This is a genomic window from Bacillus cereus group sp. MYBK139-1 (assembly GCF_051916915.1).
Lineage (GTDB): Bacteria > Bacillota > Bacilli > Bacillales > Bacillaceae_G > Bacillus_A > Bacillus_A pacificus.
On record NZ_JBQAHO010000001.1, the window covers coordinates 725,895 to 745,454 of the forward strand.

The following is a 19,560-nucleotide window of genomic DNA, read 5'->3' on the forward strand; positions in this document are numbered from 1 at the left end:
GTGGTTTTAACATGCAAGTAAAAGATCAACTATCATCATTACAACCATATAAACCAGGTAAATCACCTGAACAAATGAAAGAAGTGTACGGAGATCATTCATTTGTGAAACTAGCATCGAATGAAAATCCATTCGGCTGCTCACCACGTGTTTTAGATGAGTTGCAAAAATCGTGGTTGGACCATGCTTTATACCCTGACGGAGGTGCTACAACGCTCCGTCAAACAATTGCAAATAAGCTACATGTACAAATGGAACAAGTACTTTGCGGTAGTGGTTTAGATGAAGTCATTCAAATCATAAGCCGTGCAGTACTTAAAGCAGGAGATAAAATCGTAACGGCTGGGGCAACATTCCCGCAGTACCGTCATCATGCAATTATTGAAGGTTGTGAAGTGAAAGAAGTTCCATTAAATAACGGTGTATACGATTTAGACGAAATTTCGTCAGCGGTAGATAATAATACGAAAATCGTATGGATTTGTAATCCAAATAACCCGACAGGCACATATGTGAATGACCGAAAATTGACTCAATTCATTGAAGGTATTAGTGAAAATACGTTAATTGTCATTGATGAAGCGTACTATGAATACGTAACAGCAAAAGATTTCCCAGAGACATTACCGCTTTTAGAAAAGCATAAAAATATTCTTGTGCTTAGAACATTTTCTAAAGCGTACGGATTAGCTTCCTTCCGCGTTGGATATGCGATTGGACAGGAAGAGCTAATTGAGAAATTAAATGTCGTACGTTTGCCATTTAACGTATCTTCATTAGCGCAAAAAGCAGCGACGATTGCTTTTGGTGATGACGAGTTTATTGAAGAAGTAGTTCGTGTGAATACAGAAGGATTACAACAATACGAGAGCTTTTGTAAGGAAAATGATATTCCATTTTATCCATCGCAAACAAATTTCATCTTCTTACCAGTTGAGAATGCTGGAGAGATTTATGAAGCTTGTGCACACGCAGGATTTATTATTCGTCCATTCCCGAATGGTGTCCGTATTACAGTCGGAACAAGGGAGCAAAATGAAGGAGTGATTTCGGTGTTACAACAACACTTTGAAAATAAAAAAAGAAAGTCTCGAGATGAGGCAAATGCGTAAACAGGTAGTATTAATTGGAACTGGTTTAATCGGAGGCTCTCTCGCATTAGCAATTAAGAAAGAGCACGATGTAACGATAACAGGTTATGATATATTTCAAGAACAAGTAGAGCGTGCAAAAGAATTACACGTAGTAGATGAAATAGCAGTAGATTTACAACATGCATGTGAAGAAGCACATTTAATTGTTTTTGCTTCACCAGTTGAAGAAACGAAGAAGTTATTACACAAATTAGCGTCATTTCGTTTACGAAAAGATGTTATTGTGACTGATGTTGGTAGCACAAAAGGAACAATTATGAATGAAGCGGAAGCTTTGTTTTCAAAGGAAATTTCTTTCATTGGTGGACATCCGATGGCAGGTTCTCATAAAACGGGCGTTGAAAGTGCAAAAGCGCATTTATTTGAAAATGCATTTTACATTTTAACACCGATGCATCACGTGCCCAATGAAGATGTGGAAGAGTTGAAAGATTGGTTAAAAGGAACAGGGTCACATTTCCTTGTTTTAAACACAGAAGAACACGATTATGTAACAGGAATTGTAAGTCATTTCCCGCATCTTATTGCAGCTGGATTAGTAAAGCAAGTAGAGAAACATGCAGGAGATAATCCACTTATTCATCAGCTAGCTGCTGGAGGTTTCAAAGACATTACACGTATCGCATCTAGTAGTCCGAAAATGTGGAGTGATATTGTTAAGCAAAATCGTGAGCATTTAATGTTATTATTAAAAGAGTGGATCTCTGAAATGGAAGATTTATATGATACAGTTTCGACCGGAGATGCAGGCGAGATTCAAAACTATTTTGCAGACGCGAAAGAATACCGTGACTCTTTACCGGTAAGAAAGAGAGGGGCGATTCCTGCCTATCACGACTTATACGTCGATGTTTTAGATAAAGTAGGGGCATTGGCCCATATTACGAGTATTTTGGCTCGCGAGGAAATTAGTATTACGAACTTGCAAATATTAGAAGCGCGTGAAGGATTACTTGGAGTATTACGTATTAGCTTCCAACGAGAAGAAGATCGTATGCAAGCAAAACTCGCGCTTGGAGAAGAAAAATACCAAACTTATGAAACAATTTAAATGAGAAGGTGAAAACGTGAAGGAAAGAACAATTCAACCTGTTAATAACGGATTAAATGGCAACATTACAATTCCAGGAGATAAATCGATTTCGCACCGTGCTGTCATGTTCGGTGCGATTGCAGAAGGAAAAACAACAATTAAAGGTTTCTTGCCCGGTGCAGATTGTTTAAGTACAATTTCTTGTTTTAAAGAAATGGGAGTAGACATCGTGCAAAACGGTGATGAAGTCACTGTAGTTGGTAAAGGATTAGAAGGTTTACAAGAACCGAAAGCTGTATTAGATGTTGGTAATTCGGGTACAACTATACGTTTAATGTCAGGAATTTTGGCAAATACACCATTTTTCTCTTGCGTACAAGGTGATGCATCTATTGCAAAAAGACCGATGAAACGTGTAACAAATCCATTAAAACAAATGGGTGCGAACATTGATGGGCGCGAAGAAGGAACGTTTACACCGCTAACAATACGTGGTGGAGATTTAAAAGCAATTGAATACACTTCGCCGGTAGCAAGCGCACAAGTAAAGTCAGCTATTTTACTTGCAGGACTTCGTGCAGAAGGTGTAACAGCTGTTACAGAACCACATATTTCACGCGATCATACGGAAAGAATGCTCGAAGCATTTGGCGTTAAAGTAACTCGCGAAGGAAAGACAGTGAAACTAGCAGGTGGACAAAAGTTAACAGCGACAGATGTTCAAGTACCAGGTGACGTATCATCAGCTGCATTTTTCTTAGTAGCAGGTGCAATTATTCCAAATAGTAAACTAGTATTACAAAATGTAGGAATGAATCCAACTCGTACAGGTATTATTGATGTTTTAGAGAAAATGGGTGCTACGTTCACTGTAGAGCCAATTAACGAAGGAGCATCAGAACCAGCTGCAAACATTACAATTGAAACATCTTCATTAAAAGGAATCGAAATCGGCGGAGATATTATCCCTAGATTAATTGATGAAATTCCTGTTATCGCTTTAGCGGCAACGCAAGCAGAAGGAATTACAGTAATTAAAGATGCACACGAATTAAAAGTAAAAGAAACAAACCGTATTGATACAGTTGTAGCGGAATTAACAAAACTTGGTGCTCGCATAGAGGCAACTGACGACGGGATGATTATTTACGGGAAATCAGCTCTAAAAGGTAATACAGTTAATAGCTATGGTGATCACCGTATCGGAATGATGCTTGCGATTGCGGGATGTATTGCAGAAGGAAAAACAACAATTGAAGATGCAGAAGCAGTTGGTGTATCATACCCTACATTCTTCGAAGAACTTCAAAAGTTAGCTAAATAAAGTGATGAGAAGCAGATACGAGATGTATCTGCTTTTTCATATTGGATGTTTGTTAGTAAGCTAGTATAATTTCATTCACCGAACTATAACGTTTAGAATTATGGTACAATTCAAACAAAGGAAGGGGAGGAATATATGAACGTTATACGATTAAAGGAAGATAAATTTAGAGAAGCATTACGCTTATCAGAATACGCTTTTCAATATAAAGTTGAAGAGGATCGATTGCAGCGGCAACTTACAAGAATGAAGGAAAGTCATGAAGTGTACGGTATTATGGAAGGTAATGACTTAGCGGCAAAACTACACCTTATTCCGTTTCATATATACATAGGAAAAGAAACATTTAAAATGGGTGGCGTTGCAGGGGTAGCAACGTATCCAGAGTATAGAAGAAGCGGATATGTGAAAGAATTACTTCAACATTCACTTCAAACGATGAAAAAAGACGGATATACAGTATCGATGTTACATCCATTTGCTGTTGCATTTTACCGTAAATATGGCTGGGAACTTTGTGCGAATCTTCTTGTATGTCATATGACAAAGAGTGATTTAGTTGTGAAAAAACAAGTGAATGGTACTGTGAAACGTTTCAATAAAGAAAATCACTCAGAAGAAGTCGAGAAGCTTTATGAAACATTTGCAGAACGTTTTTCTGGTATGCTAGTTCGCAATGAAAAATGGTGGTTACAAGCAGTTTATGATGATTTAACATTAGCAATTTACTACGATGAAAATAAAACTGCAGCAGGTTACATGTTATATAAAATAGAAAAATCTAAAATGACTGTAGAAGAATTCGTACCACTGCATAATGAAGCACGAAATGGTCTATGGAACTTTATTTGCCAACATGATTCTATGATTAAAGAACTTGAAATGACAGTAAGTGAAAACGAACAGTTGTTATATACATTGCAAGAACCACGTGTGAAAACAGAAATAAAACCATATTTTATGGGAAGAATTGTAGATGTAGAGCAGTTCTTAAAACAGTATGAGTTAAACTGGAACAATATACAACAAGAAATAATTTTACATATTACAGATTCATTTGCACCGTGGAATAATGTATCGGTGAGACTTGCAAATTATGAAATAACAATTATAGAAGAACCAATGGATAAAGGGATCAAGCTAGATATAAATGCACTATCTACAATATTGCTTGGATACAAACGCCCATTAGAACTAAATGAACTTGAATTAATTAACGGAAGCGAAGAGGAAATACGAGCGTTTGAGAAAATAGTTCCGGTACGAGAAGCATTTATTTATGATTTCTTTTAAAAAATAGGGCTGTCCCAAATCAAATTTTGGGACAGCTTTCTCTTTGGGTGTCGGTTTTTGTCGGTAAGTTGATATATCCTGAAAATCGCTGATATAATTTTATTCACAAATAAGTGAATAAAATTACAACTATACGTAGTCACACACTTGACTTTTATTCCCTGTAATTTATAATTAAAAACGGAATGAATTTTCATTCCTGAAAATAGAGGTGGAAAAAATGGCTAAAAACAAACAAGAGGATATTTTTGATGCTGCGATGCAACTTTTTGCAGAGCGTGGTTACGATGGTACGACAATTCCAATGATCGCTGAAAAGGCAAAAGTCGGTGCGGGGACTATTTATCGCTATTTTGAAAATAAAGAGGCACTTGTTAACTCATTATTTTCAAAAAGTATGTTAGAGCTTTCTGAAATGATAAAAACAGATTTTCCTGTTGAAGCAAATATTCGTGAACAGTTTAGTCATACGTATAACCGTTTATTTGAATTTGCGAGAAACAATGTGGATGCTTTTTTATTTACAAATTCTCACTGCGATAGTTATTTTCTTGACGAGCAGAGTAAGAAAATATTTGACGATTTTATAGGCTTCTTTATGAATATTATAGAAGATGGGATTGTAAAAGGCTTACTCCGTCCGTTACCTCCAGTTGCTTTAATTATTATTGTATATCAACCGTTAGAAAAATTAATTAAAGTAATTGCAACAGGGCAATTAGAGTACTCAAAAGAATTAGTAAAAGAATTGGAAGAAAGCTCTTGGAACGCTATAAGAATCATTTGATTCTATAGCTTTATAAGGACAGGAATGAATATTCATTCCTGAATAGAATTAAAAAATGAGAGTAGGAGAGGGTATTTGTGTAACTAAAGGAATGAACATTCATTCCGAAAAAGTAGTTTAATAGAGTTTATAAAACAATGTAATAGAGTAATAGGAATGAATGTTCATTCCGGAATGGTATTTTAAAAAGATGGGAATGAATATTCATTCCGAAACTAACATGAAATTTTAATCGCGGGAGATGATGCAAATGAGCAAGCTGAAAAATTGGAGAAGTTTATCTTTTCTATTGTGGATAGTTATTACCATTACAATGATCGTTACGATGCCTAATATGGATAAATTAGTGAAAGAAAAAGGGCACATTACGATTCCTAATACAGAACAAAGTAGTATTGCTGACAAAATGATAAAAGAAATGAATAAAGACGGGACAGAAAAGTATGAGATTATAGCAGTTTTTAATAGTGGTAGTAAAACAGCTTTAACGACTGAACAAAAAGAGGAAATAACAAAAACAATCAACGTTTTGCAAAATGAAAAAGAACAATTAGGAATTAAAGAAATTGTTTCACATTTAGATAATAAAGATTTAGAGAAACAATTAGTTTCTAAAGATAATACGACTATTTTAACGCAAATATCGATAGATAAAAAGCATGGTGAAATATCGAAAGTTACAAATAATCTTCATAATAAAGTGAAAACGAAAGAGGTAACAACGTACTTAACAGGAAGTGACTTAATCGCGGGTGATTTTCTTACATCCTCTCAAGAGGGAGTGAAAAAGACTGAAGTTATTTCAATTATTTTCATTCTTGTAATATTAATCATTGTATTCCGTTCACCTATTGTTCCAATTGTTTCTCTTCTTACTGTTGGGGTATCATATTTAGTTTCAATGGGGATTATTGCCCATTTAGTAGATCAATTTAATTTTCCGTTTTCTAACTTTACGCAAGTGTTTGTCGTTGTTGTCCTGTTTGGGGTTGGAACAGACTATAATATTTTATTATTTACAAGATTTAAAGAAGAATTAAGTAAACAAGAAAACGCATTTTTGGCTACGAAAGAAACATTTAAATCGGCAGGGAAAACCGTTTTATATAGCGGGATAGCAGTACTAATTGGTTTTGCATCTCTTGCTTTAGCAAGTTTTAAATTATATCAATCTACTTCAGCGGTAGCAATCGGTGTCGCAGTTTTATTACTAGTATTAACTACGTTAAATCCGTTTTTCATGGTGTTTTTAGGAAAAGGGATGTTTTATCCCGTTAAAACATTTAAAGGTCATGAAGACAGTCGTCTATGGGGATTCTTTGCGAAAAACGCAGTAGTAAGACCATTTGTAGCTTTAATTATTGTATTTGTGATATCGATTCCTTTCGTATTAAAGTATTCTAATACACTTAATTACAATGATTTATTTGAAGTAGACAATAAATATGAGTCGAAAATGGGGATTAATGTAATAGAAGAACATTTTCCACCTGGTTTTTCTTCACCAAGTACGTTAGTCATTCAATCGAATAACAAGTTAGATGAGGCGAGTTCGCTTCAAACTTTAGATGAACTAACTGATAAGATTTTGAAAGTGAAAGGTGTTTCAGAAGTATATGCGCCGACACGTCCAACTGGTGATAGGGTTAAAGAACTATATATAAATAAACAAGCGGGTGAACTAAATACAGGTTTAGGGGATGCCAATGGTGGTATAAAGGAAATTAATGATGGATTAACTACTGCGAAAGATAAGATGGGTAATAAGGACTCAAATAGTCTTGCAAACGTTCAAAAGTTAATTGATGGAACAAATGAAGCGAAGAATGGTGTATCGGCATTAGGAACAGCTTTAAATCAACTATCTAATGGCATAAATGATGGAGCAAAAGGTGCGCAGCAAATTGAGAGTGGGTTAACTTCAGTAAATGAAAATATAAGTATATTATCTCATGCAGCTTCACAACTTCATGCTGGCTATACGCAGTTAGAAAAAGGTTTAAGTTCTTACGATCAATACTTCGGAAGTATTTCTCAAGCGATTGACGGTGCGAAGAAAGGTTATGAACAAATTGAAATGTTAATGACCAATTTCATCCAAACGAAACCAGAATTAGCAAATGATCCTAACATTCTGCAGACGATAGGAATTGCTAAAGAGGCTCAAAAGCAATTGGGTGGGCTTTCAAATGAATTAAATCAATTAGCAACGCAACACAATGCGGCGATGGGATCATTTAAAGAAGCCAATCAATCGTTATTGAAAGTGGATAATGGCTTAAAAGAAATGAGCAACGGAGTTACTAAGTTACAAAAAGGAGCAGCTGATCTTAAGAATGGATTAAATGAAGGTGCTTCAGGTTCAAAACAAATTGCGAACAAGTCATCTGAATTACAAACCGGATTAACGAAAATAAACGATGGGCAAGGCCAGCTATTTACCGGACTGAAAGACTTGCAAGAACAGATGGGGCAATTACAATCAGGACTATCTAAAAGTACAGAAGGCCTTGAAAAGGTAAGTAACGGCCTAGGGGATGCTCAGAAATATTTAGGGGAACTAAATGAATCAAAAAGCTCTGAGAAATTCTATATTCCAAAAGAAGTTTTGGAGGGAGAAGATTTCCAAAAAGCTTTGAATACGTACATGTCACATGATAGAAAGACTGCTAAAATGACAATCATTTTAGACGTAAATCCGTATTCAAAAGAAGCGATGCCAGTTATTCAAGAAATCAATAAAACGATAGATGCTACTTTGAAGGGGACGGAATTAAATCATGCGAAAACAGCAATTGGAGGAACGACAGCTAGAAACGTTGATTTAAAAGAAGTAACAGGGCAAGACTTCTTACGTACAGCTACAATTATGTTAATTGGAATTGCGATTGTATTAATGATGATTACACGTTCATTATTAAATACCATCTTTATTATTGGATCGTTACTATTAGCGTACTTTGCATCATTAGGGATAAGTGAACAAATTAGTACGCATGTTTTACATGTAGATTCATTAAGCTGGAATGTTCCGTTCTTTAGTTTCATAATGATAGTCGCTTTAGGAGTGGATTATAGTATTTTTGTAATGATGAGATACAATGAGTTAGAAGGGGACCCAGCGACGAAAATTGTAACTGCTTCTCGTCATATTGGAGGAGTCGTATTATCAGCAGCACTTATTTTAGGAGGTACATTTGCTGCATTAATCCCTTCAGGTGTATTAACGCTTATACAAGTAGCATCCGTTGTTGGTGTTGCGCTGTTACTATTAGCTATTATTGTGATGCCAATATTGTTACCTGCTTTAATAGGATTAACGAGTAAAATGAAGAATTATGCAAAGAAATTAAGTGAAAGGAAATAAAAGAATCCACTTTTAAAAGTAACTGGTTCCGTTATAGGAGAGAAAATATAAAATAACACACAAATTAGGGATGCTAAATCACATATGATTTAGCATCCTTTTTTACTGTTATTACAGTGTTTAAACACTTATATATAGTTAAATTGCAAAGGAAGAGAAAAAGAAAATAGTAAAAACACCAGCGCAACGATTGGGGATTCCTGACAAACCATTTGATTTAAAAGATATAATTTACTTTAGATAGTTCACTCAAATAATGGTGGACTATCTTTTTTACAAGATAAATGGAAAATTTATGTTAAAATAATGATAGGGATTGTGAAAAAATGTTCTTAAACTAGCGATCACGTTACTTTAAGAAGGATTTTTCAAAGGAAATATTGAATATCGTATTTTGAAGGAGTGATTGCAGTGGAGTAAGTAATTTTTTTGATCTTGGTTAAATACTTTGAAGGAAGGGATTTATAACTATGAATACAAAACTAATAATAGTAGAAGGTTTACCTGGATTTGGAAAATCTACCACTGCAAAGCTAATAAATGAAATTTTAAGCCAAAATAAAATTGAAGTTGAACTATTTTTAGAGGGAAATTTGAACCATCCAGCCGACTATGATGGTGTATCTTGTTTTAATAAATTTGAATTCGATAGATTAGTATCTAACAGTGGAGATTTTAAAGAAGTGCTTCTTAAAAGAGTTCTAAAAAAAGGAAGCAATTACTTATTACCATACAGAAAGATAAAAAATGAGTTTGGTGACCAGTTTTCGGACGAATTATGTAATGATATTTTTAAAAACGATATATACGAATTACCATTCGATAAAAATGTTGAATTAATTGCTGATAAATGGCAGGACTTTGCTGAAATTGCTGTAGAAGACAATAAGGTTTATATCTTTGAATGTTGTTTCATACAAAACCCATTAACAATTGGGATGATTAAATACGGTGAACAAAAAGAAAAAATAATAAATTATGTAATGAAAGTTGCAAAAATCATAGAGAATTTAAATCCAATGTTATTGTATGTAGAACAAGATGATCTTGAATTTTCATTTAGGAAGGCATTAAAAGAAAGAAATCCAGAATGGTCCAAAGGAATTGTCGACTATTACACGAACCAAGGCTATGGGAAAGAACATAACCATTCAGGTGTAGAAGGAGCGATAAAAGTTCTTGAGGCTAGAAGGGATTTAGAGTTAGAAATATTCGATATGTTAAAAATGAAAAAAGAAAAAATCAATAATACAAAATATGAAATTGACTCATATAGTTCAATGCTAAAAGATAAGTTAACAATCCAAATGGTGAAATAGCTTTTTACACTAACGGGTGCTTTAGTTGAAGAAGGAAATAAAAACGCTCAGAATATTTTCTGAGCGTTTTAGCTTGCTAGTTATAATGCGAAATGCATATAAATTATTGTATTATTTCAATTGATAAACATAATGCTCCAATTATAAATATTTTTTTCAAAATGAATCCTCCTTAAAGTGTGTATGTAACTTTAATATAATTAAAAACAAAGATTTTATTCGAGTTTGGAAAGAAAGGAATAGCAATCAACCGTTGCTATTCATCCAGCTTCTACTATATAATAGCTATAGTCTACAATAATTGAGTCGTAATATGCGATTTTTTAAGACAATCGGTGAGAAAACGCTGAAATAAGCGGTATTAGTAGGAGGACACAAATGATTACAGTAAGTAACGTTAGTTTGCGTTTCGCGGATCGCAAATTGTTTGAAGATGTTAACATAAAATTCACGCCAGGTAACTGCTACGGCTTAATCGGAGCAAACGGTGCTGGTAAATCAACGTTTCTAAAGATTTTATCTGGAGAAATTGAACCATCAACAGGTGACATACATATTACGCCAGGTGAGCGTCTTGCAGTATTAAAACAGAACCACTTCGAATACGAAGAGTTCCCAGTATTAGAAACAGTAATTATGGGTCACACGCAACTTTATAAAGTAATGCAAGAGAAAAATGCCATTTACATGAAAGAAGACTTTAGTGATGAAGATGGTATGCGTGCTGCTGAACTTGAAGGTGAGTTCGCTGAGCTTAACGGTTGGGAAGCTGAGTCAGAAGCTGCAATCTTACTAAAAGGACTTGGTATTGGTGAAGATCTTCATGATAAGAAGTTGTCAGAATTAACTGGGGCAGAGAAAGTAAAAGTATTACTTGCTCAAGCATTATTCGGTAAACCTGATATTCTATTACTAGATGAGCCTACGAACCACTTGGACTTAAAAGCGATCCAATGGTTAGAAAACTTCTTAATGAACTTTGAAAATACAGTTATCGTTGTATCCCATGACCGTCACTTCTTAAATAAAGTATGTACGCACATGGCTGATCTTGATTTCGGTAAAATTCAACTTTATGTTGGTAACTATGACTTCTGGTATGAGTCAAGCCAATTAGCTTTAAAATTAACGCAAGATGCTAATAAGAAAAAAGAAGAGAAAGTAAAAGAGTTACAAAACTTCATTGCGCGCTTTAGCTCAAACGCATCTAAAGCGAAACAAGCAACTTCTCGTAAAAAATTATTAGATAAAATTACATTAGATGATATTAGACCATCATCTCGTCGTTACCCATTCGTTGGCTTCACACCTGAGCGTGAAGTAGGAAATGACTTATTAACTGTTGAAGGTCTTTCTAAAACAATTGATGGCGAAAAAGTGTTAGATAATGTGTACTTCACTTTAAATAAAGGTGATAAAGTTGCATTTATCGGTCGTAACGATATTGCAATGACAACATTATTTAAAATTCTTATGGGTGAAATGGAGCCAGATAGCGGTTCATTCAAATGGGGCGTTACAACTTCTCAATCGTACTTCCCAAGAGATAACTCTAAGTACTTTGAGAACAGTGACCTCAACTTAGTTGAATGGTTACGCCAATTCTCTCCACAAGATGAGTCAGAAAGCTTCTTACGTGGTTTCTTAGGCCGTATGTTATTCTCAGGTGAAGAAGTTAAGAAGAACGTTTCTGTATTATCTGGAGGCGAAAAAGTTCGTTGTATGTTATCTAAAATGATGTTAAGTGGTGCAAACGTAATCACACTTGACGACCCAACGAACCATTTAGACCTTGAGTCTATTACAGCACTAAACAACGGTTTAATCGCATTCAAAGGTACAATGTTATTCACATCTCATGACCATCAGTTCGTACAAACAATTGCAAACCGCATTATCGAAGTAACGCCAAACGGTGTAATCGATAAAGAGGCTACTTACGATGAGTTCTTAGAAAATGAAGAACTTCAAAAACAAGTAGATGCAATGTACAAAGGTCAATAATAAATGATAAAAAACCTCGCTCTCGTTATGAGAGCGAGGTTTTTTATAATCCATTATTTTTATGGATTGTGAATAATTATTCAAGAATAACTTTATTAGAGGGAAGAGATTTGGATGTTGCACATAGAAGAATGGCTAAAGCATAAATAACTGAATGAAGAAATAATATATATCGAAAAATTAAATGCTATCTATTGTGAATTTCATTATATTACATTAATGTTCCAGAACTGGAGACATATTTATTTGCGAAGTAGTGAATAAAGGTTTATAGTATGTGATGTCATAATTAGTGGATGAATCTTGGGAGAAAACAGGAAATGTTACAAATTTATTTTGTTAAATAGAAACCAAGGTCAAAATGTCTAAAAAGAAATAGTTGAATAAATACTAGCTTCAAATTATAATTACTAGTATTCTTCATATAGTTAAATATATAAAATCTATTTGAAGATAAAAAATTGAATAGAGAGACAGACTTATAAAAAAATAAGCCTTGGATGATCAAAAGAGGTGGAGAAATGAAACAATTCTTATTAAAGAGCAAAAGTGTGTTAAGCAATCATTTTGGATTCTTTCTGTTTGCCGTTATTTTATTTTGGCTCAAAACATATGCAGCTTATGTAACGGAATTTAATTTAGGAATTTCAAACACAATCCAAAAATTCTTGCTGTTTTTCAACCCACTTAGTTCAGCAGTTCTATTTTTAGGACTTGCATTATTTGCAAAAGGGAAACGATCTTATATTTGGTTAATTGTTATCAACTTGTTATTGTCGATTCTTTTATACGCAAACGTCGTATACTATCGCTTTTTCAGTGACTTTATTACGTTCCCGACATTAACACAAACGAATAACTTTGGAGATTTAGGTGGTAGTATTGTTGCGTTGTTACATCTTTATGATCCGCTATACTTCTTAGATACAATTATTTTAATTGTGTTAGTAGCAACGAAATTTGCAAATCCAAAACCAATTCGTGTTGCGAAACATAAATTATCTTTAGTATTTGTAGCAGGTATTTTATTATTCAGTGTTAACTTAGGACTTGCAGAATCTGACCGTCCTGAATTATTAACAAGAACATTCGATCGTAATTATATTGTGAAATATTTAGGGGCATATAACTATACTATTTATGATGGAATTCAAAGTGCGAAAGCATCAACAGAACGAGCATTAGCTGATGGAGATAATATGACAGAAGTAAGAAATTATTTAACATCAACTTACGCTAGTCCAAACCCTGAGTATTTCGGTAAAGGAAAGGGAATGAACGTAATCTATATTCATTTAGAGTCATTCCAAAACTTCTTAATTGACTATAAATTAAATGGTCAAGAAGTAACGCCGTTCTTAAACTCATTCACAAAAGATGCGAATACGCTTTACTTTGATAACTTCTTCCATCAAACAGGGCAAGGGAAAACGTCTGATGCGGAGTTTATGTTAGAGAATTCTATGTTTGGTTTACCACAGGGTTCTGTATTTACAACGAAATCTCATAATACGTATCAATCAGCACCAGCTATTTTAGGGCAACAAGGATACACATCAGCAGTATTCCACGGTAACTATAAAACATTCTGGAACCGTGACGATATTTATAAATCATTTGGTTTTAATAAATTCTTTGATGCTTCATACTATGATATGAACGAAAAAGATGTAGTAAACTATGGATTAAAAGATAAACCATTCTTTAATGAATCCATTCCGTTATTAGAGACATTGAAACAACCGTTCTATACGAAGTTTATTACGTTATCGAATCACTTCCCGTATCCAATTGATAAAGAGGAAGCGACAATTGAACCAGCGAACACAGGTGACTCGTCTGTAGATACGTATTTCCAAACAGCACGTTATTTAGACGAATCTGTAAAAGGTTTCATCGATTACTTGAAACAATCTGGTTTATACGATAATTCTATTATCGTTATGTACGGAGACCATTACGGTATTTCAGATAATCATAACGCAGCAATGTCAAAAGTAATGGGTAAAGAAATTAACTCGTTTGAAAATGCACAGTTACAGCGTGTACCTTTAATCGTTCGTGTACCAGGTGTGAAAGGTGGCGTACAACATCAATACGGTGGTGAAATTGATGTTCTTCCAACTCTTTTACACTTACTTGGAACAGATACAAAAGATTATGTTCAATTTGGTTCAGATTTATTATCACCAGATCATAAACAAGTCGTTGCGTTCCGTAATGGTAACTACGTAAGTCCAACAGTTACTGCATTAAACGGCAAATACTATGATACAACGACTGGAAAACCAGTAGAATTTACAGATGAAATAAAACAAAATGAACAAATGGTTCAAAAATCGTTAAAATACTCTGACCAAGTCGTGAATGGTGACTTATTACGATTCTACACACCGGAAGGATTTACACCGGTTGATCGTTCGAAGTACAACTATAACCATCGTGATAAAAATAAAACGAAGGTAAAGACGACTGAAGATGGGGAAACGAAATAAATATTAAAAAGCGCTACTCATATGAGTGGCGCTTTTGTTTATAAATAGAACGTTGTTATTATATAGAAACATCTTTAGTCTTTTGTTTCATCTTTCCAAAGAACACTACACCAGCAATGACAATAATGATGAATGCCCATTTAATGAAAGGGTTACTTTCGAAAAATGCAGTGAACCACTTTTCATCCACAATCATTTTCGCGGCAGTATAAGCTAAAACAGCTGCTCCAACTGTAATAATGATAGGATAACGGTCGACCCATTTTAAAATTAATGTACTGCCCCAAACTACTACTGGAATTGAAACCAATAGCCCGATGATTACTAAAGAAAAATTGCCATGCGCAGCTCCAGCAACAGCGAGGACATTATCAATGCCCATTAATGCATCAGCAATGATAATGGTTTTAATAGCAGACCAAAAACCTTCTTCTGCTTTAATATCATGATCTTTGCCTTCAGCAATTAATTTGTAAGCGATCCATATAAGAAGTACACCACCAATTAGAAGTAGCCCTGGTATTTTTAACAACCAAACGACAACTAAAGTAGCGAGAGCTCTAATCACGATTGCCCCGATAGTTCCCCATATAATAACTTTCTTTTGTTGATCTTTCGGTAATCGTCTTGCTGCTAATCCAATTACAATGGCATTATCACCGGCCAGCACTAAATCAATTACAATAATGGCAAGCAAGGCTGACAAATATTCAGCTGAAAGAAAATCCATATACATATCACTCCTTAAGAGTAATATGTGCTAAGCTACTATACAGTATTAAAAATTCTGAGGGGTAATATTCATGTTTTGTTGAAAAGGAACAGAAAGGGGAATAATAGCATTAAACACAGGCATAAGAAATTTTCAAAGCACAATCTTTGCACTGCAGAAAAACAAAAATTTGGACTTATATTTAAAAGCAATAATAGATATTATATTAATAGAAAGCGATTTCAAAAAATCTAATTTTGCAAAGTTAGTATCTATACTTGCAAGTCAATTAGTGAACAAGTATAGAAAGGGTGTACACCAAATATGATATTAGATACTCGAAGTATAAATATTTTGCAACAAATTATTCAAGCAGAAGGTTATGTGCCTATAAATCAACTAATTGATGTAATCCAAGTTTCTAAACGAACGCTTTATTATGATATTAAGAAGATTGACGATTGGTTACAAGAGGAAGGATTACATTCTATTGAATATATACGACACTTAGGTTATTGCTTAAATAAAGAAACGAAACAAATGATAGTAAAAAAATTAAATGAGTGTGTGATTAATCAATATGAATATTCTCCGAAAGAAAGAAAAATATGGTTAATATTATATTTGCTAATACAGGAAAAAAGAATTTTATTGGAAGACTTAATAAACCTTTTGCAGGTAAGTCGTAATACTGTACTCGCAGATTTGAAAAAGCTAAAAGGAGAGTTAAATAAGTATAACTTATCTTTACATTTTGGTCGTAAGGAAGGATATCAAATCGTTGGAGATGAACAGAGTAAACGAAATTTATTAATTTTAAGCCTCTCTCAAGTTATTTGCCAACATAGCTGGGAGTATTTAATATCACAAGTAAATTATATTATGTGTGATATGGGAAGTGAAACAGATACTCTTGCACGAGAAACATTATACACTATAAAAAAAATTCTTGCGAATTGTGAAGAGTTTTTAGGTGTCCAATATACAGATGAGGTACTAGAAAATTTAAGCGTTTACATGTATTTGTTCCATAGACGTATTCTAAAGGGTAAGTGCGTCGAGATGGAAGAAGCTGAAAAAAATGTTCTGCAAGATTCAAAGCAATTTGAAGCTGCAAAATATATAGCAAAGCAGTTTGAACGAGCGTTTATTGTTAAATTTCCAATAGATGAAATCTATTATATTACGACTCATTTGTTAGGTGCAAAAGTAAATTATCAGGAAAATATTTATGAGAAAAATAATATGGATGAAATACATTCAATTGTTGACCGCATGATTAAAGATTTTCAACACTATGCTTGTGTATTATTTCAAGACTTTAATGGGCTGTTTACTGATCTATATTTGCATATGAAACCTGCATTTTATCGTGTGAAGTATGGAATAGAAATTGAAAACCCATTACGAAATACAATTCAAGAAAACTATGAAGAGGTATATTTTCTTACGAAAAAGGTAATTCATCATTTTGAAGAATATGTGAAAAAATCTATTTCCGATGATGAAATTGTGTATGTTACTATGCATTTTGGAGCTTGGATGAGGAAAGAGGGAATCGTTCCCAATCCACGAAAAACGGCATTACTTGTTTGTCCAAATGGTATTGGTACATCACGTATGTTGCAGTATCAATTAGAGAAGTTATTTTCAAATATAGATATATTAAATGCAATTTCAAAACGGGAATATGAATCAAATATATTTGATGTAGATTGTATAATTACGACTACTGAAATTGAAAAAGGGAATGTGCCGGTTTTTAAGGTTAACCCAATTTTATCGGATTCTGAAAAAGCAGCTCTATTAAGAAAAGTGAGTGGAGTATTGTATGGAGAAAACCAAAAAGATTCTGTGGATTTAGTGATGGGAATAATTCGAAAATATGCTGACGTAGTGGATGAGAAATCTTTAAAAAGAGAACTGATTGAATTTATGAGTGGTCCTGCGTATTTTGAGAAGGAGGAGAAATATAAACCAATGTTAAACGAACTTTTAACTAGAGAATTTATTCATCTTGAAGATCGTGTTGATAATTGGAAAGATGCGATCAGGCTAGCGGCTGATCCGTTATTACAAAACCAATACATCTTTGAAGAATATATCAATGAAATGATTGTAAATGTAGAAAAATTAGGTCCTTATATTGTTATTGCACCTAAAATTGCAATACCTCATGCTCGCCCAGAAGCGGGGGTCAAAAAGTTAGGGATGAGTTTATTACAACTAAAAGAAAGTGTTCTATTTTCAGAAAAACAAGAGCATGCCGCAAATTTAATTATTGTATTGGCAGCGATTGATAATGAGACACACTTGAAAGCATTAGCACAATTAAGTGAGATGTTATCGGATCCGAAAAATGTGGAAATGTTAATTCATTCAAATTCAATAGACGAAATGCTAAAAATGATAGCTAAATATTCTAATTAAAGGGGAGATTGAAATGAAAAAAGTATTAGTTGTATGTGGAAATGGATTAGGGAGTAGTTTTATTGTAGAAATGAATGTGAAGAAAATTTTAAATGAATTAGGATTACAAGCAGAAGTATCACACACAGATTTAGCATCAAGTAAATCAGAACAAGCAGATTTATATTTAGGTGCGAAAGATATTATTTGTAACCTTGAAGATGGTAATCGAACAGTTGCTGGATTAACGAATATTTTAGATTTAAATGAAATTAAAGAAGCATTACAAAAACACCTAATGTAGTAACAATGAAGGGGGAGTAGTGCTATGTTTGATATAATTATGAAGGATATTTTAGGACAACCCGCAATATTAGTCGGATTATTTGCTATGTGTGGTTTACTACTGCAAAAGAAAAATTTTGCAGATACGGTTTCAGGAACCTTAAAAACAATTATGGGCTTCGTCGTTTTAGGAGGTGGAGCCACTATATTAATTGGAGCTTTAGATGTTTTTGGTAAAATATTTGATAAAGCATTCCATATTAAAGGGATTATACCAAATAATGAAGCTGTAGTTGCAATAGCACAGCAAACATTAGGAAAAGAAACAGCGTTAATTATGGTATTTGGTATGATTGCGAATTTACTAATTGCACGTTTTACAAAATTTAAATATGTGTTTTTAACTGGTCATCATACCTTATTCATGGCATGTTTAATTTCAGCGGTATTGTCAACTACCGGGATGAAAGGTGCTACATTAGTGATTGTTGGATCAATCATTTTAGGGGCACTCATGGTGATTTTTCCAGCATTATTACAACCATACGTTAGAAAAATTACAGGAATGGATGATATCGCAATCGGCCATTTTGGATCAGTTGGATACTTAGCGGCAGGGTTTGTTGGGAGTAAATTTGGAAATAAGGATAAATCAACAGAACAAATTAAAGTGCCTAAGTCACTAGGTTTTTTACGTGATACATCAGTTTCTATGTCATTAACGATGGCTGTATTATTCTTTATTGTTGCACCATTTGCGGGTAAGGAGTTTATCGAAACGGAATTAAGTAACAAACAAAATTACCTTGTGTATTCTTTCATGCAAGCAATTACATTTGCAGCAGGAGTATATATTATTTTAGCGGGTGTCCGCATGTTAATTGCAGAAATAGTACCTGCATTTAAAGGGATTGCAGATAAACTTGTACCAAATGCAAAACCAGCGTTAGATTGCCCAACAATCTTCCCGTTTGCACCAAATGCAGTTATTATTGGCTTCTTAACAAGTTTTATTGCCGGATTACTATCCATGTTTATACTTCCATTTATTGGTTTGAGTGTAATAGTGCCAGGGTTAATTCCTCACTTCTTCACAGGAGCAACAGCAGCCGTATTCGGTAATGCAACAGGAGGAAGACGAGGCGCAATACTAGGAGCTTTTGTAAATAGATTACTAATTTCATTCCTACCAGCAATATTATTACCGATATTAGGCGGATTAGGATTTGAGAATACAACATTTGGTGATTCTGATTTTGCAGTTGTAGGTATTTTAATTAGTGAAATTGTGAAGTTAGTAGGATATATTTTTTAATAGATAAGATGAAAAAGACTTGGATTCTTGTAATGAATGCAAGTCTTTTTTATTATTTCATTA

Annotated in this window: 13 protein-coding genes; 12 read left to right on the forward strand and 1 reads right to left on the reverse strand. The window is 33.9% G+C overall.

Going from position 1 to position 19,560, the window contains the following annotated elements:
* The first annotated feature begins 11 nt into the window (after positions 1 to 11).
* From hisC to ACTFRS_RS03645, 9 genes are all read left to right on the forward strand, one after another.
* Positions 12 to 1,112 carry a histidinol-phosphate transaminase gene (gene hisC / locus ACTFRS_RS03605; protein ID WP_139865927.1) on the forward strand — a complete coding sequence of 367 codons (1,101 nt, stop codon included), beginning with the start codon at positions 12 to 14 and terminating at the stop codon, positions 1,110 to 1,112.
* On the forward strand, positions 1,105 to 2,205 hold the full coding sequence (tyrA, locus tag ACTFRS_RS03610) for a prephenate dehydrogenase (RefSeq protein WP_139865926.1): 1,101 nt from the start codon (positions 1,105 to 1,107) through the stop codon (positions 2,203 to 2,205). Before hisC ends, tyrA begins: the two co-directional genes overlap by 8 nt.
* Positions 2,206 to 2,221: 16 nt before the next feature.
* Positions 2,222 to 3,511 carry a 3-phosphoshikimate 1-carboxyvinyltransferase gene (gene aroA, locus ACTFRS_RS03615; RefSeq protein WP_000664609.1) on the forward strand — a complete coding sequence of 430 codons (1,290 nt, stop codon included), beginning with the start codon at positions 2,222 to 2,224 and terminating at the stop codon, positions 3,509 to 3,511.
* A 135-nt stretch (positions 3,512 to 3,646) separates the two neighbouring features.
* Complete coding sequence (locus tag ACTFRS_RS03620; RefSeq protein WP_440024230.1) at positions 3,647 to 4,804, forward strand: GNAT family N-acetyltransferase; 1,158 nt, start codon at positions 3,647 to 3,649, stop codon at positions 4,802 to 4,804.
* A gap of 220 nt (positions 4,805 to 5,024) precedes the next feature.
* On the forward strand, positions 5,025 to 5,591 hold the full coding sequence (locus tag ACTFRS_RS03625; protein ID WP_139865924.1) for a TetR/AcrR family transcriptional regulator: 567 nt from the start codon (positions 5,025 to 5,027) through the stop codon (positions 5,589 to 5,591).
* Between the two features lie 250 nt (positions 5,592 to 5,841).
* Positions 5,842 to 8,958 carry an MMPL family transporter gene (locus ACTFRS_RS03630; protein ID WP_440024228.1) on the forward strand — a complete coding sequence of 1,039 codons (3,117 nt, stop codon included), beginning with the start codon at positions 5,842 to 5,844 and terminating at the stop codon, positions 8,956 to 8,958.
* Positions 8,959 to 9,428: 470 nt separating this feature from the next.
* Positions 9,429 to 10,277 (forward strand): hypothetical protein, encoded by an 849-nt coding sequence (locus ACTFRS_RS03635; protein ID WP_139865922.1) that lies wholly within the window; start codon positions 9,429 to 9,431, stop codon positions 10,275 to 10,277.
* A gap of 378 nt (positions 10,278 to 10,655) precedes the next feature.
* Positions 10,656 to 12,281 carry an ABC-F family ATP-binding cassette domain-containing protein gene (locus ACTFRS_RS03640; RefSeq protein WP_000633862.1) on the forward strand — a complete coding sequence of 542 codons (1,626 nt, stop codon included), beginning with the start codon at positions 10,656 to 10,658 and terminating at the stop codon, positions 12,279 to 12,281.
* Positions 12,282 to 12,802: 521 nt separating this feature from the next.
* Positions 12,803 to 14,776, forward strand: coding sequence for an LTA synthase family protein (locus tag ACTFRS_RS03645; protein ID WP_016717780.1), 1,974 nt, complete (start codon positions 12,803 to 12,805; stop codon positions 14,774 to 14,776).
* Positions 14,777 to 14,834: 58 nt separating this feature from the next.
* Here the strand turns inward: ACTFRS_RS03645 and ACTFRS_RS03650 are convergent, their stop codons facing one another.
* Complete coding sequence (locus ACTFRS_RS03650; RefSeq protein WP_431084679.1) at positions 14,835 to 15,506, reverse strand: TerC family protein; 672 nt, start codon at positions 15,504 to 15,506, stop codon at positions 14,835 to 14,837.
* Between the two features lie 306 nt (positions 15,507 to 15,812).
* On the opposite strand from ACTFRS_RS03650, the gene ACTFRS_RS03655 reads away from it, so the two are divergent.
* From ACTFRS_RS03655 to ACTFRS_RS03665, 3 genes are read left to right on the forward strand one after another with little or no spacing between them, the layout of a single operon-like run.
* Positions 15,813 to 17,918, forward strand: a complete 2,106-nt coding sequence (locus ACTFRS_RS03655) for a BglG family transcription antiterminator (protein WP_431084678.1) — start codon at positions 15,813 to 15,815, stop codon at positions 17,916 to 17,918.
* Between the two features lie 13 nt (positions 17,919 to 17,931).
* Positions 17,932 to 18,201 carry a PTS sugar transporter subunit IIB gene (locus ACTFRS_RS03660; protein ID WP_000757315.1) on the forward strand — a complete coding sequence of 90 codons (270 nt, stop codon included), beginning with the start codon at positions 17,932 to 17,934 and terminating at the stop codon, positions 18,199 to 18,201.
* Positions 18,202 to 18,225: 24 nt separating this feature from the next.
* On the forward strand, positions 18,226 to 19,497 hold the full coding sequence (locus tag ACTFRS_RS03665) for a PTS ascorbate transporter subunit IIC (protein WP_440024225.1): 1,272 nt from the start codon (positions 18,226 to 18,228) through the stop codon (positions 19,495 to 19,497).
* The last annotated feature ends 63 nt before the right edge of the window (positions 19,498 to 19,560 follow it).

What these genes read in the sequence shown, in the direction of transcription:
- ACTFRS_RS03640 (WP_000633862.1), top strand. Translation starts at nt 10,656, where the DNA reads ATGATTACAGTAAGTAACGTTAGTTTGCGTTTCGCGGATCGCAAATTG.
- ACTFRS_RS03660 (WP_000757315.1), top strand. Translation starts at nt 17,932, where the DNA reads ATGAAAAAAGTATTAGTTGTATGTGGAAATGGATTAGGGAGTAGTTTT.
- hisC (WP_139865927.1), top strand. Translation starts at nt 12, where the DNA reads ATGCAAGTAAAAGATCAACTATCATCATTACAACCATATAAACCAGGT.
- ACTFRS_RS03630 (WP_440024228.1), top strand. Translation starts at nt 5,842, where the DNA reads ATGAGCAAGCTGAAAAATTGGAGAAGTTTATCTTTTCTATTGTGGATA.
- tyrA (WP_139865926.1), top strand. Translation starts at nt 1,105, where the DNA reads ATGCGTAAACAGGTAGTATTAATTGGAACTGGTTTAATCGGAGGCTCT.
- ACTFRS_RS03635 (WP_139865922.1), top strand. Translation starts at nt 9,429, where the DNA reads ATGAATACAAAACTAATAATAGTAGAAGGTTTACCTGGATTTGGAAAA.
- ACTFRS_RS03625 (WP_139865924.1), top strand. Translation starts at nt 5,025, where the DNA reads ATGGCTAAAAACAAACAAGAGGATATTTTTGATGCTGCGATGCAACTT.
- ACTFRS_RS03645 (WP_016717780.1), top strand. Translation starts at nt 12,803, where the DNA reads ATGAAACAATTCTTATTAAAGAGCAAAAGTGTGTTAAGCAATCATTTT.
- ACTFRS_RS03665 (WP_440024225.1), top strand. Translation starts at nt 18,226, where the DNA reads ATGTTTGATATAATTATGAAGGATATTTTAGGACAACCCGCAATATTA.
- ACTFRS_RS03655 (WP_431084678.1), top strand. Translation starts at nt 15,813, where the DNA reads ATGATATTAGATACTCGAAGTATAAATATTTTGCAACAAATTATTCAA.
- ACTFRS_RS03620 (WP_440024230.1), top strand. Translation starts at nt 3,647, where the DNA reads ATGAACGTTATACGATTAAAGGAAGATAAATTTAGAGAAGCATTACGC.
- ACTFRS_RS03650 (WP_431084679.1), bottom strand. Translation starts at nt 15,506, where the DNA reads ATGGATTTTCTTTCAGCTGAATATTTGTCAGCCTTGCTTGCCATTATT.